Genomic DNA, 22995 nt, shown 5'->3' with positions numbered 1-22995 from the left:
ACCACCAGACAGCCAACCACCCGGCCCGCGTCCGGCATTCCCGGTCCGGCGGACGAGATGCCGGACGAGATGTCGGACGGGGTGACGTCCCAGGTCACAGCGGTGCCGACGCGGACCCGACTACCCTTCCAGGCATGGCTGCCTCCTTCGACTCCGCGACCGCACCCACCCGTGGGCGGACCGGACGGCCGGTGGGGACGGTCACCCGGGGCACCACCAACACCAATCGGCTGCGGCGGATGGACCGCTGGATCGCCCACACCCTCGGCCGCACGCTGCGCGCCGGTGGCCGCCCGCCGGTGGCGGTCGACCTCGGCTACGGCGCCGCGCCGTGGACGGCCGTCGAACTGGCCGGGCGGCTGCGCACGGTGCGCCCGGACGTCCGGGTGGTCGGGATCGAGATCGAGCCGGAGCGGGTCACGGCCGCGCTGCCGTACGCCGAACCGCCACTGCTCACCTTCCGGCGCGGCGGCTTCGAGGTTCCGCTGGACGGCGGCGCGCCGGCCCAGCTGATCCGGGCCGCCAACGTGCTGCGGCAGTACGACGAGTCGGCGGTGGCCGGGGTCTGGGAGCGGCTCTGCGCCCGGCTGGCCCCGGACGGGCTGCTGGTGGAGGGCACCTGCGACGAGATCGGACGGCGGCACGTCTGGGTCGCGCTCGGCCCGGAGGGGCCCCGGACGGTGACCTTCGCGGCCCGGCTGAGCGGCCTCGGCCAGCCCTCCGACCTGGCCGAACGGCTGCCGAAGGCGCTGATCCACCACAACGTGCCGGGCCGACCGGTGCACGCCTTCCTGGCCGACTTCGACCGGGCCTGGGCGGCGGCCGCGCCGTACGGGGCGTTCGGGGCGCGGCAGCGCTGGGTGGCGGCCTGCACGGCACTGGCGGGCGACTGGCCGCTGGTGGACGCGCGCGGGCGGTGGCGGCAGGGCGAGGTCACGGTGCCCTGGAGCGCGCTCGCACCGTAGCGGGTCGCGCGGCCGGAGCCGCCGGCCAGGCACGGACCGGGGCCGGTGCGGGTGAGCGACTCGCCGCATTCACTCGAACGAGTTATCGAATACCACTGGCGTGTTGACGCCCCATCACGTCACGATGGACGCCGCCGGACGACCCGCCCGTGCGCCGTCGCCGCCCGGTGCCACGGCGTCCACCTGCGGCCCCCGACGTCACCCTCGACCAGGGTGATCCGCGTCACCCTCGCCCGTCCCCCTTCCTTCCCCGCCGACGCGGGGATCCCAGCCGTCGTCCGAGTCAGATCACCGCACCGCCACCGGCGTGGCAAAAACCACAACGGCGCCGGTCGGCCAGAGAAATCCCCGGAGATCACGTTATGGTCGCGAGAAGTTCCCCGGCGCACGGTGCCAGGCGGGCACTGCGGACGGGCGCTGACCGTTACGCACTCGGGGAAAGGGAGGAACCACCGATGCCCGCAACGGGAGACGGGCGGGCACCTGGTGCCACGAGCCTGTCGGGCGCCCAGGCCGGCGCCCCCGTTGACCATGCCCGCAACCGCCCGGCCCTGACCGGCCCGACGCCGGCCGGCCCGGTGACGGCCGCTCCCCCGATACCGCACCCCCGGCACCAGACCGGACACACCTCGGCCCCCGCCGACGCCCCCGCCGCGGTGGCCGCCAGCAGCACCGCTCCGCTCAAACTGCTGGTGATCGAGGACGACGCCTCCGACGCCCAGCTGATCAAGGCGGCGGTCGCCGACAGCGGCACCTCGATCGAGATCCACTGGGCCCGCGGGCTGGAACAGGCCACCGAACTGCTCGCCGTGTCCCCGTCCGGCACCCGGCGCGGGCGCTCCCGCGGCAGCGAGTTCAGCTGCGTGCTGCTCGACCTCGCCGCCCCCGCCGACCTGCCGCACCCGTCCGACGACTCCGACGGCCTCGAAGGCCTGCACGAACTGCTCCGCCGCGCCCCGCACACCGCGGTCGTGGTGCTCACCGACGCGGCCGGCGCCGAACTGGGCGCGGCCGCCGTCGCCGCGGGCGCCCAGGACTTCCTGATCAAGCACGCGACGGACGGCCCGCTGCTGGGCCGCGCCCTGCGCTACGCCGTCGAGCGCAAGCGCGCCGACGAGTCGCAGCGCCGCCTCGTCGAGGCCGAACTGCGCGGCCAGGAGAACGCCCGGCTCCAACGCCACCTGCTGCCCACCCCGCTGCTCGACGGCGCGGGCCTCTCCTTCACCCGGCGCTACCGCCCGGGCCGCCGCCGCGCCCTGCTCGGCGGCGACTTCTACGACGCCGTCCGCACCGACGACGGCACCGTCCACGTCGTGATCGGCGACGTCTGCGGCCACGGCCCGGACGAGGCCGCGCTCGGCGTCGCCCTCCGGATAGCGTGGCGCACCCTCGTCTTCGCGGGCCTCACCGGCGAGGCCCTGCTGACCACCCTCCAGCACGTGCTGGAACACGAGCGGCGCAGCGACGAGATCTTCGCGACGCTCTGCATGCTCGTCATCGAGCCGGGCGGCGCCAGCGGCGGCCTCGACTCGCTCGGCGCCGGCGAGCCTGCCCGGCTCTACCTCGCCGGGCACCCGGCGCCGCTGCTGCTCGGCCGCGACCACCAGCCGGTCACCCTGCCCGCCGACCTCGCCGGTCCGGCGCTCGGCCTGCTGCCGTGCCACGACGGGCAGGCCGCGTGGCCCGCCCACCAGCTCGAACTCCAGCCCGGCTGGCGGTTGTTGCTCTACACCGACGGGCTGATCGAGGGCCGGGTCGGGGCCGGCTCCCGCCGCCTCGGCCAGGACGGCCTGGCCGACCTCATCGGCGACCACCAGTCCGCCGGGCTCACCCGGGGCCGGCTCGTCGACAGCGCCATCGCCGAGGTCGAGGAGTTGAACGGCGGCGCGCTGACGGACGACGTCGCGGTGCTGCTGCTGGAACGCAACCCGGTGCAGCTGATCCTCGGCTGAGCCGGCTGGATACGGCGAGGCCCGGGCGGGTGAACTCCCCGCCCGGGCCTCGCCGTTGCCTGGTCGTCGCCCGATCGCGCGGCCTACCAGGGGCCGTACGGACCGGTGTTGCTGCGGCCGCCACGGCCGCCACCACCGGTCAGCTCCCGGATCGCCGGACGCACGTCCACCATGTAGACGATCGACGCGACCAGCCCGGCGAGCGTCCCGATGCCGGTGAAGAAGTTCACCCCGAACAGCAGGTCCCAGCCGAAGGCGATCGCCAGGATCGCCAGCCAGAACGGCTTGGTCTTCTTGTCCGCCGCCCGGTAGGCGTCCTCACGGCGGGTGACCGCGTCGCCCAGGGCGAACAGCTTGAAGCCCAGGATGGCGACGGACAGCCACCAGATCGGGTTCAGATAGGCCAAGTCCAGAATCTGGGCCACTCCGCCCATCACGCTCTCCTCTGTCTCTCGCCTCCGGCGCTCCGGCCACCGCCCATCCTGGCACGGTCGACCGTCCGCTCTCCTGTCAACGTCCTGCGGTCACCGGATGTGCCCGTCCGGCGGCCCTACCCTCACTCCGCGCGGTCGGTGGCCTTCCGGGCGCGGGCGGCCTTCTTCGGGGCGGGCCGGGCGTCGGCGGCCGGGGTGTCAGTGTCGGTGTCGTCCTCGACCAGCTCGGCCTCGACCGGCTCGGACGCCCGGGCGAGCTCCGATTCCCCGGCCGGCTGCCCCGGCTCGGCGGGCGCGCCCGGGCGGGCCCGATCCACCACGACCTTGCCGCGCTCGGCCAGCTCGTCGTACGTCTCCTTGGCTTTCACCGCCAGCTCGACCGCGCGGCCGACCTGCTGGAGGGCGAAGCCCTGCGCCCGCTCCTGGAGGGTCCGCAGGTCGACGGGGAGCGTCGTGACGGTCTCGGTGACCTTGGCCTGCGCCTCGGCCAGCTTCGTCTGCGCCTCCTGGAACCGGGCGGTGGCCTTCTCCTGCGCGCCCTTGCGGTCCGCGGTGAGCGCCTCCACCCGGCCCGGCACCTCGCGCAGCTTCTCGTACGCGAGATCCCCGGCGCCGGCGATGGCGTACAGCGGGGTCGGGTCGCTCAGGGTCTTCTTGATCTCGTCGGTGATCGGCATGCTTACCGGTCCTCCCGGTGGATGTTCTGGGTGGCTGAGCCGTCGGTCGTCGGGCCGGAGGCTGGTGGAACGCCGGTGCCGGTGCCGGTGCCGGCCGCGGGCGACCGCTCGGCCACCGCGCCCCGCTGGACGGCGTTCTCCTTCAGGAAGGCGTCGTAGACCGCGAGCAACGCCTGCTTCTGCTGCTCGTTGACCAGCGGATCGGCCAGGATCGAGGCCCGCAGCTCCAGGCCCTCACCACGCCGCTCCTCCAGGATCCCGGCCTGGACGTACAGCGTCTCCGCCGAGATCCGCAGCGCCTTCGCGATCTGCTGCAGGATCTCCGCGCTCGGCTTGCGCAACCCGCGCTCGATCTGGCTGAGGTACGGGTTCGACACGCCTGCGGCCTCCGCCAGCTGGCGCAGTGAGTACTGCGCGTTCCGGCGCTGCTCGCGGATGTACTCGCCCAGCGAGCCGACGTTCAGTGAGGCCATGCCAGCAGACTGCAACATCCTGCTTGCAGATGCAAGCAGGATGTTAACAACAGCAAACGGCGGGCGGGCTCAGCCGAGGTCGGGGACGCGGACCGGCATCAGGAGCGAGAAGGTGCCCTCCCGGCCCGGCGTGCGGATCGCCAAGGGGGCGATCGGGCCGCCGAGTTCGAGCACCAGTTGCTCGGGCCGGCCGACCCGCAGGGCGTCCAGCAGCAAGTCGCGGTTGACCGCCACCCTCAGGTCTCCGGACGCGGATTCGGGGCCGGGCTCGGCACCGGCCACCGCCAGGCGGCCGTCCGCCGTGAGGGTGAGGACGGTGACCGCGCAGTCCGCGCCGTTCGGGCCGGAGGGCAGGGTGCGGGTGGCGCCGGTCTCGACGGCGCCGCGCAGTTCGGCGGCGGACAGGTCGATCCGGTGCTCCGGTTCGAGCCGGGTCAGCACCCGGTGGTCGGGGTAGTCGAAGTCCAGGGCGGCGCCCTCGATCCGGTGGCCGCCGGTCTCGGCCCGGACCAGGCCGCCGCCGAGGGTCACCGCGACCTCGGCCGCGCCCGCGCCCGCGCCGAGCAGCGCGCGCAGGGCGTCGACCAGGGCGGTGGGGACGATCGTGCCGCCGTCCGGCCGGGCGGGCGCCGTGGTGGCGGGCACCTCGGCGAGCGCCATCCGGTAGCGGTCGGTGGCGACCAGGCGCAGCACCGGGCCGTCCGGTTCGAACAGCACCCCGGCGAGCGCCGGGGTTCCGGGGTCGCCGCCGACGGCGAAGCGGACCGCGTCCAGTGCGGCGGCCAGTTCCTCGGCGGGGACGGTGAAGTGGGCTTCGGCGGGGGTGGTGCTCATCGGTTGCTCCCTCTGGTCGATCATCACGCGGATCAGGGAGAGCTCGCGGCGGGCGTCGGCGAGGCCGTCCTCCAGCCGGCGCAGGTGCGCGTCGAGCACCCGCGCGGCCGCGCCTGAGCCGGGCGCCGCGCCGAGCACGGCGCGGATGCCGGCCAGCGGCAGGCCGACCCGGCGCAGCCGGGCCAGCAGGCGGGCGTCGGCGAGTTGCCCGGGCCGGTACCAGCGGTAGCCCGTCTGCGGGTCGACCCAGGCGGGGGTGAGCACCTCGGCGCCGTCGTAGTAGCGCAGGGTGCCGACGCCCAGGCCGCTGGCGCGGGCCAGCTCGCCGATGCTGTGCAGCTCGCTCTCCATGCCGGTGACTCTGCGGGCTCGACCAGGTCGAGGGTCAAGCCCGGCCGGCGAGGTGGGCGAGCTTCGACGGGTTGCGGACGATGCGCAGCTCGGCGATCCGGGGCCGACCGTCGGGCCCCTCGACGAAGTCGAACACCGAGACGGCGTCGATCGCGCCGTCCTGGGTGACCAGCAGCCCGGGCTGGCCGTTGACCAGGACCGGCCGGAGCTCGACGCCCTCGCCCAGCTGGCCGAGCACCCCGAGCAGGAAGCGGGCGACGTTGCCGGCGCCGGTGACCGGGCGCAGCGCGGCGCGGACCACGCCGCCGCCGTCGGTCCAGGAGGTGACGTCGGGGGCGAGCAGGTCCAGCATCCGGTTGAGGTCGCCGCCGACGCAGGCCGCGAGGAACTCGTCGGTGGCGCGGCGGCGCAGCTCCGGCGGGGCGTCGTAGCGCGGCCGACGGGCCCGGACGTGCGCCTTGGCCCGGCTGCCGACCTGCCGGCAGGCGGCCTCGGTGCGCTCCAGCGCCTCGGCGATCTCCCGGTAGGAGAAGCCGAAGGCCTCGTTGAGGACGAAGACGGCCCGCTCCAGCGGGGACAGGCTCTCCAGCACCACCAGCAGGGCGAACGAGACCATCTCGACGCGCTCGACGTCGGCGGTCGCATCCGGTTCGGCGACCAGCGGCTCGGGCAGCCAGGGGCCGACGTAGGCCTCGCGGCGGACGGCGGCCGAGTCGAGCCGGTTGAGCGCGAGGTTGGTGACCGTCCGGGCCAGGTAGCCGCCCGGGTTGGCGACCGGGCCGCTGACCCCGCTCCAGCGCAGCCAGGTGTCCTGGACCAGGTCCTCGGCGTCGGCGACGCTGCCGAGCATCCGGTAGGCGATACCGAAGATCATCCGGCGGTGCCGCTCGAAGTCGTCGAGGGCGGGGTCGGTGAGAGTGTCGGTCACCGCTCCGACGCTACCGCACGGGCCGTGGCGAGCCGAGGCCTCGTCAGCCGCGGAACGCCTCGTACGCGGGGGCGAGCAGGGTGGCGAGGTCGCGGCCGCGCACGGTGACGCCGGAGCGGCCGAGACGGCGCAGCGAGGGCTCGTCGGGCTCCTCCTCGGGCCCGGGCGGGGCCGGGCGCAGGGTGAAGCCGCCGCCCCAGTAGGCGGCGACGTTCACGGCGGGGGCGTTCACGGCGGGGGTGTTCCCGGGTTGGGCGTCCCCGGGTTGGGCGTTACCGGCGGGGGCGTTACCCGGCGGGACGGGGGCGGGGCGGTCGGGTGTCATGCGTCCTCCTCGGCGACGGCGTCCTCACGGGTGAGCGCGACCAGTTCACGCAGCGCCTCGACCGGCAGGTCGGTGAGCCAGCGCTCCCCCTCCCCCACCACCGCTGCGGCCAACGAGCGCTTGGCGGCGAGGAGTTCGTCGATCCGCTCCTCGACGGTGCCGACGCAGACCAGTCGGCGGACCTGGACGTCCCGGCGCTGGCCGATCCGGAACGCGCGGTCCGTGGCCTGCTCCTCGACCGCCGGGTTCCACCAGCGGTCCAGGTGGATCACCTGGTTGGCGGCGGTCAGGTTGAGGCCGGTGCCTCCGGCCCGCAGCGAGAGCAGGAACACCCTTGGCCCGTCCGGGGACTGGAAGCGCTCGACCATCTCCTCGCGGCGGGCCCGGGGGACGCCGCCGTGCAGGTAGAGCACTTCCTCCCCGAGCCGGCGGGCCAGGTACGGGCGGAGCATCGTGCCGAACTCGGCGTACTGGGTGAAGACCAGCGTCCGGTCGCCCTCGGCCAGCGCCTCCTCCAGCAGTTCCGCCAGCCGGGCCACCTTGCCCGAGCGATCGCCCAACGCCGAGCCGTCGTGCAGCAGTTGGGCCGGGTGGTTGCACACCTGCTTGAGCTTGCCGATCGCGGCCAGCACGGTGCCGCGCCGCTCCACGCCCCGGATCCCCTCGACCCGCTGCAGCAGGTCGGCCACCACGGCCTGGTAGAGGCCCGCCTGCTCGGCGGTGAGGCTGCACCAGACGGTCATCTCCTGCTTGGCCGGCAGCTCGGCGGCCACCGCCGGGTCGGACTTGAGCCGGCGCAGCACGAACGGGGCGGTACGGCGCTGGAGTTCGGCGGTGCGCTCGGGGCTGCGGTGCAGTTCGACCGGGATCGCGTAGCGCTCCTTGAAGCGCTCGGCCGGGCCGAGCAGCCCGGGATTGGCGAAGTCCAGGACGGCGTGCAGTTCGGCGAGCCGGTTCTCCACCGGGGTGCCGGTCAGGGCGATCCGGTGGCGGGTGACGGGCAGCGCGCGGACGGCCCGGGACTGTGCGGTGCCGGCGTTCTTGACGTACTGCGCCTCGTCGGCGACCACCCGGCGCCAGCGGATCGCCCGCAGCGCGGCGAGGTCGCGCTGGACCAGCCCGTAGGTGGTGATGACGAGGTCCGCACCCCGTACGGCTTCGGCGAGTCGGTCGGCGCCGAGGCGGCCGGAGCCGTGGTGGACGTGGCGCCGCAGCGCGGGGGCGAAGCGCTCGGCCTCGCGCTGCCAGTTGCCGACCAGGGACATCGGGCAGACCAGCAGGGTGGGGCCGACCGCCCCCTCGGCCTGCTCGGTGGCCAGCAGGGCGAGGGTCTGGACGGTCTTGCCGAGGCCCATGTCGTCGGCCAGCACGGCCCCGAGGCCGAGCCCGGCCATCGCCCGCAGCCAGGCCAGGCCGCGCTCCTGGTAGGGGCGCAGGGTGGCCCGGAAGTCGGGCGGCAGCACGGGGGCGGGGGCCGGGGCGGCGCGCCCGGCCAGCAGGTCGCCGAGCGGGCCGTCCGCGCGGACGGCGGTGACGGACAGCCCGGCGACGGTCGCCTCCGGATCGAGGGCCAGCCGCAGCAGGTCGGCGGTGGCCAGCACGCCGTCGCGCCGGTCGGCGAGGAAGGCGAGCGCGGCGGCGATCTGCTCCGGGTCGGCCTCCAGCCAGGTGCCGCGGACCCGGACCAACCCCTGCTTGGCGGCAGCGAGTTCGGCCAGTTCCTGCTCGGTCAGCGGCGCCCCCTCCGGGCCGAGCGCGGCCTGCCAGCGGAAGGCGACCACGGCGTCCCGGTCCACCTGGGAGGCGACGGCGAGCGAGCCCGGCGCGGGCGGGGTGGTGGCCCGCAGGGCGAGCCCGAGCCTGGGCCGGCGGCGCCACCAGGCGGGCAGCAGCACGCCGAAGCCGCCCTCGGCGAGGGCGGGCGCGGCGGTGCGCAGGAAGTCCAGCGCGCCGGCCCGGTCGAGCGGCAGGGCGGCCGGGCGGGAGCGGTGCCGCAGGCCGTCCAGGGCCGGCCAGCGGTGGGCGGCGCGGGCGAGCTCGGTGACCAGGACGTCGGCCGGGTCCGGCGCCTTGCGGGCCAGCGCGGCGTGGGCGGCGCCGCCTTCGTGCAGGTCGGCGGCACGGACCAGCAGGGAGGGCTCGTCGACGGCCTGGAGCAGGAACTCCAGTTGCCAGGCGTCGTCGGAGGGCCGGCCCTCGGGGTCGTCCGGGTCGGGACCGAGCGGCTCCAGCAGGCGGAAGCAGAGCCGGAGCGCGGGCGCGGTGGGCTCGGCGGCGGCGTACCAGGCGGCGAGCCGGCGGCGCAGTTCGGCGAAGCCCTCGGACTGGACGTTCGCGAGGCCGCCGTCCGGGGTGGTCAGGGCGTGCAGCCAGCGTTCGGCGGCGGCCCCCACCGCGGCGGTCCCCATCGCAGCGGCCGTCGGGGCGTCGGCTCCCAGCGCGGCGGCCGTCGGGGCGGGCGCCGGAGCGCCACCGGTTCGGGCGTCGCCGGTCCGGGCACAGCCCGGGCCCAACGGGGGCGTGCCGGCCAGGGCGGCCCGGGCCTCGGCGTCCACCAGCGCGCCCAGCGCGGCGTCCAGCAGGGCCTCGCCGGTGCCGGCGCCGCCGGCCGGCCACTCCCCCAGCAGGACGGGCGGGCAGCCGTCCGCCAGTGCGGCGGCCTCCCGGCGGCCCGCCGGGGTGGGGTCGGGCCGCCAACGGGCCTGCGGGCGGCCGTCCGCCAGGACGGGCAGCGGCAGCACCCGGCCCCGGCCGACCGTTCGCCAGGCGAGGTCGTGCACGCCGGTCAGCCAGCGCAGCGAGGGACCCTGGACGACCTCGACGCGCCCGGTGCCGGGCAGATCGGTGCTGGTGACGGCCCAGTGCGGGTCGAAGACCTCGCCGAGCAGTTGGGCGGCCGCGCCGGTGTCGAAGAGCAGCGCGGGGACGCGCCAGGGCGCCAGGACCGCCGCGCCCCGGACCGGGGTGACCGGCAGGTCCGGCGAGGGCGCGGGCAGGGCGCCGGTGGTGGGCAGCAGCAGGGTGGCCCAGCGCTCGGGGGCCTGGCCGGCGAGCCAGTCGAGGCCGGGCCCGATGCCGCCGAGGACGGCGGCGAGTTCGCCGGCCGGGCAGGCGTAGGGGTGGGCGCGCGGGGCCGCCCGGCCGGGGCGGGGCTCGGCGGCGCCCGGATGGGCGCGGGCGTCCTCGGCCCACAGGGCCAGCCGTCCGCCCGCCCGCCAGAGCGCGTGCAGGACGAACATGCGGGAGGCCTTCCGGTCGGCGGAACCGTCCTTCGCAGCCTAACCGGGCGGTCCGACAGCGCCGCTCCGCCAAGTCTTTCGCGAAACGCCGAGGGCTGTGGTTGAAATTTGAACGAAATCGGCCTACGCTGAACCCAACAAGTTGAAGCCTAAACAAATGGCTTCGGACCCGAGGAGGAGCCATGGGCCTGTTCAACCGCACCAAGACCGCCACCCCCACCGCCGTCGCCGAGACCCCGACCGGCCCGGACCTCGCCCACCTGACCGGCGACTGGACCATCGACACCACGCACAGCGAGGTCGCCTTCTCGGTGCGCCACGCCATGGTGACGAACGTCAAGGGCCGCTTCACCGAGTACGACGGCAAGCTGCACCTGGACGGCAGCACCCCGGGCAACTCCTCCGCCGACCTGGTGATCAAGGTCGCCAGCATCGACACCAACCAGGCCCAGCGCGACGAGCACCTGCGCACCGGCGACTTCTTCGCCGCCGACACCTACCCGGAGATCCGCTTCCGCAGCACCTCGGCCGAGCGGCTGCGCGGCGACACGTACCGGATGAGCGGCGAGCTGACCATCAAGGACACCACCCGTCCGGTGGTCCTGGACCTGGAGTACACCGGCAGCGCCACCGACGCCTACGGCGCCGAGCGGGTCGGCTTCGAGGGCAGCGCCGTCCTCGACCGCACCGAGTTCGGCCTGACCTACAACGCGGCCCTGGAGACCGGCGGCGTGCTGATCAGCGAGAAGGTCAAGCTCAGCTTCGACATCTCCGCCGTCAAGGCGGCCTGACCCGGCCGTCCACGACCGCCACCCGGGCCACCGGACCCGCCGCGCGGCCCGGTCCGCCCACCCGCCGCCCCTGCCGACCCCCGACGGCAGGGGCGGTGTCGCGTCCCAGGGTTTCCGGCGGCCCGTCCCGACGGCCCGGTCTCACCCGAGCAGCGCCGCGTCCGCCGCCGGCAGCCAGCTTCCCGCCGGCCGCCGCAGCCAGCCCTCGGCCGCACCGAGCCCGGCAGCTGCGGCGCCCAGTGCGGCCAGCCCCGGGTGGCGCTCGCCGGGCCGGTGCACCAGGCTGACCAGGCTCAGCGGCACCGGCTCCACCAGCGGCACGTTCACCACCCCCGGAATCCTCGGCCCGCCGACGGTGGTCAGCATCGGATCGCCGTGCCGGGCCAGGTAGCGGGCCGTCTCATCCACGCCCACCGGCGGCACGTACGGCGCGGCCGGCGTCAGGCCGTGCTCGCGCAGCAGGCGGACGCCGAGATCGGCCCACTCGGTGGTGGCCGGGTTGCCGGCGCAGACGTCGACGGGATGCCCGGTCAGCTCGGCGACCCGCAGCACCGGACGGCCGGCCAGCGGGTGGGTGTCCGCCATCATCACCGAGATCCGCTCCAACCGGACCGGCCGCTGGGCGAGTTGGTCGCGCAGCGGGGCGGGCAGTCCGGCGAACCGGCCGAAGGACACGTCCAGCCGGTGGGCCAGCAGTTCGGCGGCGGCCGCGGCGAGGCCGCCGTGGAAGCGGGCCAGCAGTTCGCCCTCCGGCCAGGCGGCGCGGGCGCGTTCGAGCACCCGGTCGGCGGTGAGGTCCGGGCCGGTGACGTCGCTGTTGAGGTCCAGCAGCAGCGGCCGGGCCGCGGCGCCCGCCAGGATCTCGTCGTGCAGGGCGAGGAGCCGGCGCGCCCGGGGCAGCAACCGCTGCCCGGCCGGGGTGAGTTCGACGCTGCGGGTGGTACGGGTGAACAGCGCGTCGCCGAGCAGCCCTTCCAAGGTCCGGACGTCCCGGCTGAGCGCCTGCTGGGCGACGTGCAGCCGCCCGGCGGCCCGGCCGAAGTGCAGGCTCTCGGCGGTCGCGACGAAGCCGCGGAGCAGTCGGGGGTGCAGGTCACGGGGCATGGGCGGCAGATTAACAACAACCTGCTGTGAATGCGACGGAACAGGTGTTGGACCGCCGCCGGGCACCGGCGGGAGGCTGATGGGCGCCCCCCTCACCCTCCCCAGGAGCCCGATGCCCTCGCGCGCCCTCCTCACCTCCTACCGGCGGCTGTTCGCGGCCCCCGGCGCGGCCGCCTTCACCCTCGCCGGACTGCTCGGTCGGCTCGCGTTGTCGATGAACGGCGTCTCGCTGGTCGTGCTGCTCGCCGAACGGCGCGGCTCCTACGCGCTGGCCGGCACCGTCTCGGCGGCCGGGCTGATCACCGGCGCGATCGGGATGCCGCTGCTCGGTCGGCTGGTGGACCGGTACGGGCAGGCGCGGGTGACCGTACCGGCCGCGCTCTACAACGCCGCCCCGCTCGCCGCCCTGTTGCTCTGCCTCCGGCTCGGCGCACCCGACTGGACGCTCTACGCCTGCTGGGCGGCCGGCGCGGCCGCGCCCAACCTCGGCGGCATGGCCCGGGCCCGCTGGGCACACCTGTACCGGGCCGACCCGGCCGCCCGGCACCTGGCCAACTCCCTCGAACAGGCCCTGGACGAACTCTGCTTCACGGCCGGGCCCGTCCTCGCCATGACGCTCTGCACGGCGGTCGCCCCGGAGGCCGGACTGCTCGCCGCCGGGGCGCTCGGCACCACCGGCGCCCTCCTGTTCGCGGCCCAGCGGCGCACCGAACCACCGTTGCCCGCCCGCTCGGAGGGCGACCGCCACGGCTCGCCGCTGCGGGTGCCCGGGCTGCGGGTGCTGCTGCTCGCCTTCCTCGCCACCGGCGTCGTCTTCGGCTCGACCGAGATCACCACCGTCGCGTACGCCGACGCGCTCGGGCACAAGGCGGCGGCGGGCGCGCTGCTGGCCCTGGTCGCGGGCGGATCCTGCCTGGCCGGGCTGCTGTTCGGACTGCTGACGCCGCGTCGGGCGACCGGGGTGCGCTTCCTGTCCGGGGCCGCGGCGATGGCCGGGGTGCTGCTGCTGCCGCTCGCCGCCGGGCTGGGCGGGTCCGGGCCCGGCCTGCTCGGGGTCGCGCTGTTCGCGGCCGGCACGGCCACCGCGCCGACCATGGTGACCGGCATGACGCTGGTCCAGGAGCTGCTGCCGGGGCGGCAGTTCAACGAGGGGATGGCGGTCGCGGTGTCCGGCATCGTGGTCGGCATCTCGGGCGGCGCGGCGCTCGCCGGCGCGGTCGCCGAGCACGCCGCCCCCGGCACCGGCTACGCGCTGCCGGCCTGCGCCGCCGCGCTCGCCCTGCTGATCGCCCTGGCCGGGCGGCGGCACCTGCGCGCCGGCGGGGTCGGGGCGGCACCCGCCGCCGGGGCCCCTGCGGAAAATGCCGAGCGGACTGTCAGAGCCTCGGTCTAGCGTTCGAGGCATGGCGGAAATCACCTATGTCCGGGGCAATGCCACCGCGCCGCAAGGCAAGGGCGTGAAGGTGATCGCGCACGTCTGCAACGACCTCGGCGGCTGGGGCAAGGGCTTCGTGCTCGCGCTGTCCGGACGCTGGCCCGAGCCCGAGGCCGCGTTCCGGCGCTGGCACCGGGAGCGGGCGGGGAACGACTTCGGGCTCGGCGCCCTGCAACTGGTGCGGGTCGAGCCGTACGTCTGGGTGGCCAACCTGGTCGGCCAGCGCGGCATCCGGACGGGGCGCTCCACCGGGGTGCCGGTCCGGTACGAGGCGATCGACACCGCGCTGGCCGCGCTGGGCGACCACGCGCGGGAACTCGGCGCCTCCGTCCACATGCCGCGGATCGGCTGCGGGCTGGCCGGCGGGCGCTGGGAGCGGGTCGAACCGCTGGTGTCCGCGCGGCTGGTGGAGCGAGGGGTGCCGGTGACGGTCTACGACGTCGGCTGAGCCGGCGCCGCCTGCGCTGACATCGCCTGCGCCGCGAGGCTCTCGGCGGACCAGCTGTACACGCACTCGGGCAGCACGTACCCGCCCGGGAACACACCCTCCTGCACCCGCGTCCGCACGCCGCCCTCGCGCTCGTAGAAGGCGATCGCGCGGACGTTGTCGCGCAGCACCTCCAGGTACAGCCCGGCCCCGGGGTGCCGTTCGGCGACGTGGGCGCGGGCCGCGGCGAACAGCGCGCGGCCGACGCCGCCGCCGGTCCGCCCGGGACGGACGTGCAGGTTGTCGACCAGTACCCGGCCGTCCGGCTGCGGGACGAGGTAGATGAACCCGACCGCCTCCCCGGCCTGTTCGGCGATCAGCAGTTCGGGCTCAGCGGCCGGATCGCCGTAGTCGACGGTCAGCCGCAGCTCCCACAGCTCGCGCCGCTGGACGGGCAGCCCGTCGCCGAGTACGTCCGCGGGGACGATCCCGCGGTAGGCGGTGCTCCAGCTGTGGGCGTGCAGGTCGGCGACGGCCGCGGCGTCCTGCGCTCCGCCGCGCCGGATGGTGGTCTGCACGGGACTGATCATGTGACGAGCCTCCCACAGATTGGAGTTGAACATGTTCAAGCGAAACCTCTACAGTGCTCACATCATTTTGAACGCGTTCGAAATGGCGGGGGTGGTGGATGTGGCACCGAGCACGGAGGGGACGCCCGGTGCCGCGTCCACCGACACGGGTCGGAGCTTCGTCTCCGGTTAGGCTCGTGCCCGTGGACGACCTGGCAGCGACGAACCGAACGGACGGCACGAGCGGTGCGGCCGACAGCGGGCCCATGCCCGGCGGCCGGGCGCAGCCGAAGACCGACAAGAGCGAGCAGACCCGGGCACTGATCCTGGAGACCGCGATGCGGCTCTTCCAGGAGCGCGGCTACGAGAAGACCACCATGCGCGCGATCGCCACCGAGGCGGGCGTCTCGGTCGGCAATGCTTACTACTATTTCTCGGCGAAGGAATTCCTGATTCAAGGGTTCTATGACCGAATGACGTACGACCATGCGGCGGATGCCAGGAACCGCATGGCCCATACGCGGAACTTTGCCGAGCGCCTGGAAATCGCGCTGACCTCCTGGCTCGACACGGCCGCGCCGTACCATGAGTTCGCCGCGCAGTTCTTCCGCACGGCCGCCGACCCCACCAGCTCGCTGAGCCCGTTCTCCAACGAGTCCCACCCGGCGCGAGCGACCGCCGTGGAACTGTTCCGCGACGTGTTGCAGGGATCGGAGCTGGCCCCCAAGCTGGACGCCGAGCTGGGCGAGCTGCTGCCCGACGTGCTCTGGCTGCACCTGATGGTCGTGGTGCTCTACTGGGTCTTCGACCGGACCGAGGACACCGAGCGGACGCGGGAATTCGTCCGCCGGTCCACTCCCATGGCGGCCCGGGTGATCAACCTCTCGCGTTATCGGGTGTTCCGCCCGATCGTCCGCGATGCCAAGGGCCTCATTCAGGACTTCATCCTGCCCACCATCGGGAAAACCGCCGTCAAGTAACCCGCCCGAGGGCAGCTCGGACGCGTCGAGGGCCGGACCGCAGCGGTGCGATCCGGCCCTCGGCGTGGCGGTCACTCAGAAGCCGTCCGGGTTCCAGGGCTGCAGCGGCGTGCGCAGCAGCAGGTCGGCGGCGGCCGCCGCGCCGGGGCGCAGTTCGGTGAGCAGGCCGGCCGCGAGCAGCCGGGGCGCCGTCTCGCCGCCCAGGTAGAGCGACGCCAGCTCGGAGGCGTCCAGGGCGAGGTCGGCGTCGTCCGTGGTCCGGGTGCAGCGGCCGGTGCCGTCCGCGGCGACCTCGATCGCCCAGCGGCCGGAGGCGTAGCCGAGCCGGTCCTCGACCTCCAGAACCACCCGGCCGGGCGCGCCGTACGTCCGGGCGTCGAACGCGGCCGCCACGTCCAGCACCCGCAGCCAGGTGAAGTCGGCGTTGTCCACGTACGGGGTGGCGGCGCGCGGGTCCTGGAGCAGCAGCGGCAGCGGGTCGTCCGGGCCGATGTTCTCCGCGACGACCTTGTGCACCCAGTCGACGGAGAGGACGAAGCGCCACAGTTCGGCGGCGGTCGCCCGGTCGAGGGCGAGGAAGTCGGCCACGGTCAGGGTGCAGTTCGGGTAGCTGCCGTCCCAGGTGTCGTCGACCCGGTAGGCCACCAGGCCGGTGACCGTACCGTCGGCGTCCCGGTGGACGGCCGCGAACGGCTCCTTGAACTCGTTCCCCGGCACCTTGAGTTCGCCGGTGTTCCGCTTCCACCACAGCTCGTCGCGGGCGATCGCGCCCGGCTGGGTGCGCCGCCAGCGCTCGTGCAGGTCGGGGCCCAGCTCGCGGGCCTGCGCCATGGTCACGAAGTCGATCCGCCCGCCGGGCACGGTGGGCAGGCCGTCGCGCAGACCGCGGGTGCGGTGCAGGTCGATGTTCCAGCCGTGGCCGCGGGTGGCCGGGCCGAAGCCGTAGCGGCCGTAGATGTTGTACTCGGCGGCGATCAGGATGGCGACCGCCGAACCCCGCTCGGCGGCGGCCGCGAGGTCGCGGCGCATCAACGTGCCGAGCAGGCCGCGGCGGCGGTGGGTGGTGCTGACCGTCACGGCGGTGACGGCGTCGGCCCGGACGGTGGCCCCGCCCGGGACGGTCAGCTCGACGTCGAAGCTGCGGAAGGTGGCGATGCAGCGGTCGCCGTCGAAGCCGGCCAGCATCCGGCCCGGCTCCCACTGCAGGCGGCGGAAGTCGGCCGTGCTCTCCGCGTGCGAACGCAGGAAGCCCAGAGCGAGCGCCCGGTCCCACGCGGCCACCTCGCTCTCGGCGATCGCGCGGATCTGGAGGCCGTTCACGATGTCGACGGCCCCGTCATCGGTTGTGTTGCCCATCGGGCCACCGTACGGGCGCCGCTTTCGGGCGGCATCCCATTTATTCCGTGCCCGATGCGTGGTGCTCCCCCGGCACCACCACCCAGTGGTTGCAGTGCAGGACTCGGTCGGCGAAGTCGACGTCCAGCTCGCCGAGCAGCCGGAAGCCGAGCGCCCGGCAGATCCCGTTGGACGGGCCGTTGGCCGTCGCCGGGAAGGCGTGCACCGGGCCCCACCGGCCGTCCCGGGCGGCCGCGTCCAGCAGTTCCCGGACGGCCGCCTTGGCGAGGCCGCGCCCCTGGAACTCGGGCAGCACCATCCAGCCGATCTCGGCCACGGCGGCGCCGTCCTCCTCGTGCGACCAGAGCGTGACGGAGCCGGCCACCACCTCCGGCCCGGCGCCGTCCGGGACGATCACCTTGATCCACGAACGGTCCTCGGCGACCTCCACGACGTCCTTGCGCAGCCGCTCCCGCACCCGCTCCTCCGGCAGCGGCCCGCCCAGCTGGGCCATCATCACCGCGTCGCACCGCATCCGGACGTACGCCCCGACGTCCCCCGCCTCGACGTCCCGCAGCCTCATCGCGTCTCCTCCCGAGTGATCGACGCGGCCACGCTAGCGCCCGCCGCCGACAGCCCCGACGCGAGCCGGACGCGCACATCGGGCCCTGCGGGCGGGCGCGGAAGCGGGCCGGGCGCTACGGGCGGGCGTAGAAGTCGGGGGTGCCCATGATCCAGAGGCTGGCCTGTTTGACCGGCCTGCCGACGCGGGGGGCCTCGATCATCTGGTCGTCGCCGATGTAGAGGCCGACGTGGTGGATGTCGACGGCGCGGCCGGTGTCCGTCCAGAACACGAGGTCGCCGGGGCGCAGCTGGCGGTAGCTGACCGGGGTGCTCTGGGCGTACTGGTCGGCGGCGAAGTGGTTGAGCTGTTTGCCGCCCTCGCGCCAGGCCATCATGGTGAGCCCGGAGCAGTCGTAGCCGGCCGGGCCCTCGCCGCCCCAGATGTAGGGCAGGCCGATCTTGGAGCGGGCGAAGGCGATGGCGGCGGCGGCGCCCTCGGCGGACCACGCGCCGCCGGCGGCGGGAGGTGCGGCCGGGGTGGCCTTGGCGGCGGCCTCGGCCGCGGCGGCCGCTTCGGCGGCGGCCTTCTCGGCGGCGGCGCGGGCGGCGGCCTCGGCCTCGCGGGCGGCGATCGCCTCCAGGGCCTCGCTGCGCCGGCGCTCCAGGTCGACGGTGGTGTGCCGGGCGGCGGCCAGGTCGGTGAGCAGTTGTTCGCGGCGGCGGTCGGCGGCGGTGACCGCCTCCTGCTGGGCCGCGAGCCGGGCCTCGGCCCTGGCCCTGGCGGCGCCGACCTCGGCGGCGGCCTTCTCGGCGTTCTCGGTGGCGGCGCGGGCGGCGGCGGAGGCTCGGGTCGCGGCGGCGGCGGTGGAGGTGGCGGCGTCGAGGATCTGCCGGGTGCGCTCGCTGGCGACGCCGATCACGGCGGCGCGGTCGCCGGCTTCGCGCGGGCCGTGGGCGCCGAGCAGGGCGTTGAGGGCGGAGAGTGCGGCGCCCGCGCCCTGGCGGTACGTTTCGGCGGCGAGCTGGGCGGCGTCCTCGGCGGCCGCGGTGCGGTCGGCCTCGGCGGCGGTGGCGCTCCGGGCGGCAGCGGTCTCGTCGGCGCGGGCCCGGACGAGGGCGAGCTGGGCGCCGTTGTAGGCCTCGACGGCCTGTTCGGCGCTGCGGCCGGCCTGGTCGAGTTCGGTCCGGGCGGCGGCGAGGCCGGCTTCGATGGCGGTGACGGAGGCGGCGGTGCGGTCGGCCTCGGCGCGGGCCCGGTCGATCTCCCCGGTGGTCGGGTACGGGTCCTCCGTCCGGGCGGGGCCGGCGGCCGGTTCGGGGTCCGCCGGGGCGGCCTGGGCTGCGGGGAGCAGCCCGAGCAGGGCGGTGAGGGACAACAGGAGGGTCGGCAGGAGCCTGCGCGCCACGAGACATCCCCTTCTCACGGGTCCGGAGGGGACGGCGGCGGACGGTCCGCGGCGCTCGGGCGGGGCGGCCGGGCGGAGCAGGTCCGACGAATCATCCCATCACATGACAGAACGGTCACTCGCCGATCATGTTCTCAACTCCGGCGCTTTTCACACCTCGGACGCACTCCGCCGGGCGGGTGACCATCAGATGATCTGACCACAAGTCACCTTCAGCCGGGCGCACAGGGTATGCGAACTACCGGTGGATCCGGCGGGTGTGCGGCCGCAGGTGGGGGTGTCGCCCGGACCGGTGCTCCACCCCGGTCGGACGAACCGCGTACGTCCGATTGCGCCCCGCCCGGATCGCACGACGGCGCTGCTGCGCCCCGAGGGACGGGCCCGCGCCGGGGCCGCCCCCGCCGTACGGCCCACCCGCCGCCGGGGAGTTCGCCGCCCCGGCCCCGGCGGCGGCCGCCGAGCGGCGGTCCGCCAGCCGCGCCTGACGCCGGGCCAGCGCCCGGGCGGCGTGCGCGTCGAGGTGGGCGGTGGCCCGGGCGGACATCCGCTCGGCCACCCGGTGGGCGGCGGGGTGGTTCGCGGGCACCTTGTCGGGAGCGCCGGCGATCAGGTCGAAAAGCCAGGTACGGGCCCGGTCCGCACGCCGGTGCAGCAGGCGCTCGCGCCGGAGCGCACGCGCCCGGCGGCGCGGGCGCGTGGCATACCGCCAGCGGGCCCACGGGCTGCTCGGGCGGGCCAGCCGGATCGCCCCGATCCAGGACAGGCCGGGGACCATGATGCCGAGCAGGCCGGTCCACATCTTGCCCTTGATCAGGGTGATCACCGAGGCCAGGGCGTTCACCGAGATCACCGTGATCAGGCCCCACCTGGTCTCCTGGCTGGGCACCACGCCGAGCGGCACGTACCCGACCAGCAGGAGGGCGGTGAACAGGATCCCGAAGATCACCGCGTCCACCGACTTGCGGCCCTGCTCGCTCCAGTACACGTCGTCCAGGTGCAGGATCAGCGCGAACTCGTCCAGCACCAGACCGCAGCCGATGCCGAAGACCAGCCCGAACCAGTCGATCCACGGGTGCCCGCCGTACGTGGCGAACACCCCGACGCCGCCGACCAGCAGGAATCCCAGGCCGAACACCATGTGATGGATGTGCAGGCCGCCGGGGGTGACGTTGCCGAACCACCACCGCACCTCGGCGCGGATCATCCGGACGCTGAACCGGATGCACACGAAGGAGGTGATGAAGCCGACCAGCAGCAGGAACAACGGCTGTTTGTGCGCGGCGACGATGTGCTCGCGGTAGCCGTCCAGCAGTGTGGTCATGCGTCTTACCTTCGTTCCTGGTCCTGCGTGCGGCCTGCCGTGACATGGCCCGGAGCCCAACACCGGTCCAACGCGCGGTCAGAACCCGCGAGTGCGTTTGGCCGCCCGGCGCGGCACGACCGGGTACAGCGACGGGCGCTCGCCGCCGACCGGCAGCTTCATGAACATCCGGGCGATCTCACCGCCGAGGTTCACCCCGATCGCCAGCGCCATCGCGATCGCCGCCGCCCGGGAGACGGACACCAGGCCCGCGCTGGCGTGGCCCTGGGCGAAGGACAGCATCCCCAGGTAGAGCGCCGAACCGGGCATCAGCGGGCCGATCGCGGCGGTCACGTACGGCAGCGCGGAGCCGTTGCGGTAGCGCGCCATCAGCTGGCCGAACAGGCCGACCAGGCCGGCCGCCACCCCCGTCGCCACGATCGGGGAGATGCCCGCGTTGTACGCCAGCACGCCGTAGCTGGCCCAGCCGATGCCGCTGTTCAGGGTGACCAGCGCGAGCGAGCGGCGGTCGGTCTGCAGCAGCGTGGCGAAGGCCAGGGTCAGCAGCATCGCGGCGATCATCTGGACCGGCGGGTAGGTGACGCCCGCCAGGCTCTCGTCCGGCCGCAGCTTCGCCTCGAAGCCGACCCCCAGGTAGAGGATCAGCATCACGCCGATCACGATGCCCGCGACCAGGTAGATCACCTCCAGCAGGCGGGCCGCGGCGGTGATGTAGAAGCCGGTCAGGCCGTCCTGGACGGCGGCGACCAGCGCCCGGCCGGGCAGCAGCGCGAACAGGCCACCGGTGATCACCACCGAGCCGCGCAGGCCCCAGTCGTTGAAGGACAGGATGATCCCGGAGGCGGCGGCCGGCATCGCGGCTGCCACGAACTGGTAGAACTCCGGCAGCCGGCGCCGGGCCAGCGTGGAGGCCAGCCGGTCGCCGAGGACGGCCGCGACGAAGGCGCTGGCGAACACCAGCCAGGCCTTGTCGTCGATCCGCCCGCCGACCAGGAAGGTGGCCGCGCCGGCCAGCAGACCCGTGGTCAGCGCGAGCATCCAGCCCGGGTACGGGTGCCGGTTGCGGCGGATCAGGGCGAGCCGGCGGTAGGCGTCGTTGACCGTGACCTTCTCCGCGGTGATGTCCGCGACCAGCTCGTAGACCGCGTTCAGCCGGGTGTAGTCGGAGGTGCGGCGGCGCACCACCCGGTCGGCGGTGATCGGCGGCTCGACCAGCGAGGGCTGGTGCGAGATGCCGATCAGGGTGAAGGTCACCTGCGGCTCGCAGCGGTCCAGCCGGTAGGCGTGCGCGATGCCGAGCATCGCCGCCTCGACGTCCTCGGCGGCCTCGCCGCTGGCGAGCAGCAGCTCGCCGATGCGCAGCGTCAGGTCGAGGATGCGGGGGACGTTGCGGGTCGCACCCGCGGAGGGGTGCAGCTCGCGGGCGGTCCGTTCGAAGGCGGGGCGCTCGGACATCGGCATGCGCAGCAGGGTGCGCATCCGGTCCGGCCAGGGCGCCTCGCCGGGGGCACCGGCGGTCAGCTCCGGGACCGGGATGCCCATCGGCGGGGTGTAGCCGGCGGCCCGCCACTCCTCGGGGGTGAGGGTGTCCTCGGCGACCGATCGGCGGCGGGCCGGGCGCGCGTCCTCCGGGCCGGGCGCCTGCCCGGGCACGGGGTGCGGCCCGAGCGCGGGGTGCGGCCCGGACCCGGCGGGCGCCCCGGACTCGGGGGCCGGCTCCGGCTCCGGCTCCGGGGACAGCAGGCCCCTGGTCTCCGTGATCGGCGGGACGAAGGGGACGACGGTGGCGGGCTCGACGGTCGGGGCCGGATGGCCCAGCAGGCCCTCGGTGGGCGGCGCCTCGGCGGGGTTCACCGGCCGTACCGGCGGCGTCCGCCGGGTCTGACGGACCGCCCGGCCTCCCCTCGCCCGCTTGCCTGCGCCCGGTCGGCCCCGCTTAGGCACTTCCGCTCCTTGCCGCCCCTGGTGGCCGTCGGCCACCGTTCGATCTCGGGTTACACCTTGCCTGATCGAACTGCCGGACGCACATGTACGTGGCGTACCCCGGCGGGGGCCGCGGACGCCTACCCGGCGCGGTGGCGGTCGGCGGACGCCGCGCCGGAACGGCGGGCCCGCAGCAGTTCGACCGCCACCGGGACCACCGAGACCAGCACGATGCCGACCAGGATCGCCTCGATGTTCTCCCGGACGAACGGGATCTGGCCCAGGAAGTAGCCGAGCACGGTGACACCGGCGCCCCACAGCACGCCGCCGACGAGGTTGAAGACCACGAAGGTGCGGTAGTTCATCCTGCTCACCCCGGCGACGATCGGGGTGAAGGTGCGCACGATCGGCACGAAGCGGGCCAGCACGATCGCCTTGGGACCGTGCCGGTCGAAGAAGGCGGCGGCCTTCTCCACGTTCTCCTGCTTGAAGAGCCGGGAGTCGGCGCGGCGGAACAGGCTCGGCCCGACCTTGCGGCCGAACAGGTAGCCGACCTGGTCCCCCGCCACCGCGGCGGCCACGATCAGCGCGCAGACCAGCCAGAGCGGCTGGTGCAGGTAGGTGCCGCCGGCCACCAGCAGGCCGGTGGTGAACAGCAGCGAGTCCCCCGGCAGGAAGAAGCCGATCAGCAGGCCGGACTCGGCGAAGACGATGGCCAGGATGCCGATCAGACCGAAGGCGGAGATCAGGTTGGTCGGATCGAGCCAGGACGGGCCGAGGGCGAGGCTGGTCACGGGCGGACACTCCTGGGGGTCGAGTCTTGGCAATGAAATGGTAAAGCATTTACCAAGACTCGACAGATCCCGGGATGGTTCCCGGTCCGGGGGGGGGGGGGGGGCCCCCCCCCCCCCCGTGCGCTGGGCCGGCCGAGGGAGAGCGAGAGGAAAACACAGGCAGGACAG

Annotated in this window: 21 protein-coding genes; 6 read left to right on the top strand and 15 right to left on the bottom strand. The window is 74.8% G+C overall.

Translation table 11 applies throughout. The annotated features are described in order from the left end of the window. The first annotated feature begins 134 nt into the window (after positions 1-134). Together AC07AL_RS15550 and AC07AL_RS15545 are read left to right on the top strand one after the other, a co-directional pair. A complete protein-coding gene (locus tag AC07AL_RS15550; RefSeq protein WP_363631774.1) occupies positions 135-965 on the top strand; it encodes a class I SAM-dependent methyltransferase in 831 nt (276 codons plus the stop codon). Between the two features lie 455 nt (positions 966-1420). Beyond that, positions 1421-2917: a PP2C family protein-serine/threonine phosphatase gene (locus AC07AL_RS15545; protein ID WP_363582366.1), complete on the top strand. Its 1497-nt coding sequence runs from the start codon at positions 1421-1423 to the stop codon at positions 2915-2917. An 83-nt stretch (positions 2918-3000) separates the two neighbouring features. Here AC07AL_RS15545 and AC07AL_RS15540 read toward each other — a convergent pair whose 3' ends face one another. From AC07AL_RS15540 to AC07AL_RS15510, 7 genes are all read right to left on the bottom strand, one after another. Continuing rightward, a complete protein-coding gene (locus AC07AL_RS15540) occupies positions 3001-3351 on the bottom strand; it encodes a DUF2516 family protein (protein ID WP_063348783.1) in 351 nt (116 codons plus the stop codon). A gap of 122 nt (positions 3352-3473) precedes the next feature. After that, complete coding sequence (locus tag AC07AL_RS15535) at positions 3474-4028, bottom strand: hypothetical protein (RefSeq protein WP_363582368.1); 555 nt, start codon at positions 4026-4028, stop codon at positions 3474-3476. Positions 4029-4030: 2 nt separating this feature from the next. Next, on the bottom strand, positions 4031-4501 hold the full coding sequence (locus AC07AL_RS15530) for a helix-turn-helix domain-containing protein (RefSeq protein ID WP_400986234.1): 471 nt from the start codon (positions 4499-4501) through the stop codon (positions 4031-4033). A gap of 69 nt (positions 4502-4570) precedes the next feature. Next, the gene (locus AC07AL_RS15525) at positions 4571-5686 is read right to left on the bottom strand and encodes a DNA polymerase III subunit beta family protein (RefSeq protein WP_478317644.1); all 1116 of its coding nucleotides are present in this window, start codon (positions 5684-5686) and stop codon (positions 4571-4573) included. Positions 5687-5720: 34 nt separating this feature from the next. Continuing rightward, positions 5721-6614, bottom strand: coding sequence for an RNA polymerase sigma-70 factor (locus AC07AL_RS15520; protein ID WP_400809940.1), 894 nt, complete (start codon positions 6612-6614; stop codon positions 5721-5723). A 43-nt stretch (positions 6615-6657) separates the two neighbouring features. After that, positions 6658-6939 carry a hypothetical protein gene (locus AC07AL_RS15515; RefSeq protein WP_400809938.1) on the bottom strand — a complete coding sequence of 94 codons (282 nt, stop codon included), beginning with the start codon at positions 6937-6939 and terminating at the stop codon, positions 6658-6660. Continuing rightward, entirely contained in the window at positions 6936-10178 is a 3243-nt protein-coding gene (locus AC07AL_RS15510; protein WP_478317643.1) for a DEAD/DEAH box helicase, read from the bottom strand. Before AC07AL_RS15510 ends, AC07AL_RS15515 begins: the two co-directional genes overlap by 4 nt. 182 nt (positions 10179-10360) lie before the next feature. Here AC07AL_RS15510 and AC07AL_RS15505 point away from each other — a divergent pair, with 182 nt between their 5' ends. Continuing rightward, positions 10361-10969 carry a YceI family protein gene (locus tag AC07AL_RS15505; protein ID WP_363582380.1) on the top strand — a complete coding sequence of 203 codons (609 nt, stop codon included), beginning with the start codon at positions 10361-10363 and terminating at the stop codon, positions 10967-10969. Positions 10970-11110: 141 nt separating this feature from the next. On the opposite strand, the gene AC07AL_RS15500 is transcribed toward AC07AL_RS15505, so the two are convergent. Further along, positions 11111-12073, bottom strand: coding sequence for a LysR family transcriptional regulator (locus AC07AL_RS15500; RefSeq protein ID WP_478317642.1), 963 nt, complete (start codon positions 12071-12073; stop codon positions 11111-11113). A 112-nt stretch (positions 12074-12185) separates the two neighbouring features. On the opposite strand from AC07AL_RS15500, the gene AC07AL_RS15495 reads away from it, so the two are divergent. Together AC07AL_RS15495 and AC07AL_RS15490 are read left to right on the top strand one after the other, a co-directional pair. Continuing rightward, a complete protein-coding gene (locus tag AC07AL_RS15495; RefSeq protein WP_478317641.1) occupies positions 12186-13466 on the top strand; it encodes an MFS transporter in 1281 nt (426 codons plus the stop codon). 10 nt (positions 13467-13476) lie between these two features. Then, entirely contained in the window at positions 13477-13956 is a 480-nt protein-coding gene (locus AC07AL_RS15490) for a macro domain-containing protein (protein ID WP_478317640.1), read from the top strand. Here the strand turns inward: AC07AL_RS15490 and AC07AL_RS15485 are convergent. Continuing rightward, the gene (locus AC07AL_RS15485) at positions 13941-14513 is read right to left on the bottom strand and encodes an N-acetyltransferase family protein (protein ID WP_478317639.1); all 573 of its coding nucleotides are present in this window, start codon (positions 14511-14513) and stop codon (positions 13941-13943) included. The two genes, AC07AL_RS15490 and AC07AL_RS15485, sit on opposite strands and share 16 nt — an antisense overlap. A 194-nt stretch (positions 14514-14707) precedes the next feature. Here AC07AL_RS15485 and AC07AL_RS15480 point away from each other — a divergent pair, with 194 nt between their 5' ends. Further along, entirely contained in the window at positions 14708-15484 is a 777-nt protein-coding gene (locus AC07AL_RS15480; protein ID WP_363582390.1) for a TetR/AcrR family transcriptional regulator, read from the top strand. 75 nt (positions 15485-15559) lie between these two features. Here AC07AL_RS15480 and AC07AL_RS15475 read toward each other — a convergent pair whose 3' ends face one another. The 6 genes from AC07AL_RS15475 to AC07AL_RS15450 all read right to left on the bottom strand — a co-directional run bounded on the left by AC07AL_RS15475 (position 15560) and on the right by AC07AL_RS15450 (position 22827). Next, positions 15560-16840 carry a GNAT family N-acetyltransferase gene (locus AC07AL_RS15475; RefSeq protein WP_363631787.1) on the bottom strand — a complete coding sequence of 427 codons (1281 nt, stop codon included), beginning with the start codon at positions 16838-16840 and terminating at the stop codon, positions 15560-15562. 40 nt (positions 16841-16880) lie between these two features. Continuing rightward, complete coding sequence (locus tag AC07AL_RS15470) at positions 16881-17402, bottom strand: GNAT family N-acetyltransferase (RefSeq protein WP_400809928.1); 522 nt, start codon at positions 17400-17402, stop codon at positions 16881-16883. A 115-nt stretch (positions 17403-17517) separates the two neighbouring features. After that, positions 17518-18789: a C40 family peptidase gene (locus tag AC07AL_RS15465; RefSeq protein WP_478317638.1), complete on the bottom strand. Its 1272-nt coding sequence runs from the start codon at positions 18787-18789 to the stop codon at positions 17518-17520. A 238-nt stretch (positions 18790-19027) separates the two neighbouring features. After that, positions 19028-20110 carry a hypothetical protein gene (locus AC07AL_RS15460; protein ID WP_400842981.1) on the bottom strand — a complete coding sequence of 361 codons (1083 nt, stop codon included), beginning with the start codon at positions 20108-20110 and terminating at the stop codon, positions 19028-19030. Positions 20111-20188: 78 nt separating this feature from the next. Further along, a complete protein-coding gene (locus AC07AL_RS15455) occupies positions 20189-21964 on the bottom strand; it encodes a threonine/serine exporter family protein (protein WP_363582400.1) in 1776 nt (591 codons plus the stop codon). Positions 21965-22173: 209 nt separating this feature from the next. Continuing rightward, on the bottom strand, positions 22174-22827 hold the full coding sequence (locus AC07AL_RS15450) for a DedA family protein (RefSeq protein ID WP_350878332.1): 654 nt from the start codon (positions 22825-22827) through the stop codon (positions 22174-22176). Positions 22828-22995: the final 168 nt, after the last annotated feature.

The sequence above is a fragment of the Kitasatospora sp. NPDC043949 genome, from assembly GCF_056435365.1.
This window is presented reverse-complemented; position numbering and strand designations above follow the sequence as displayed.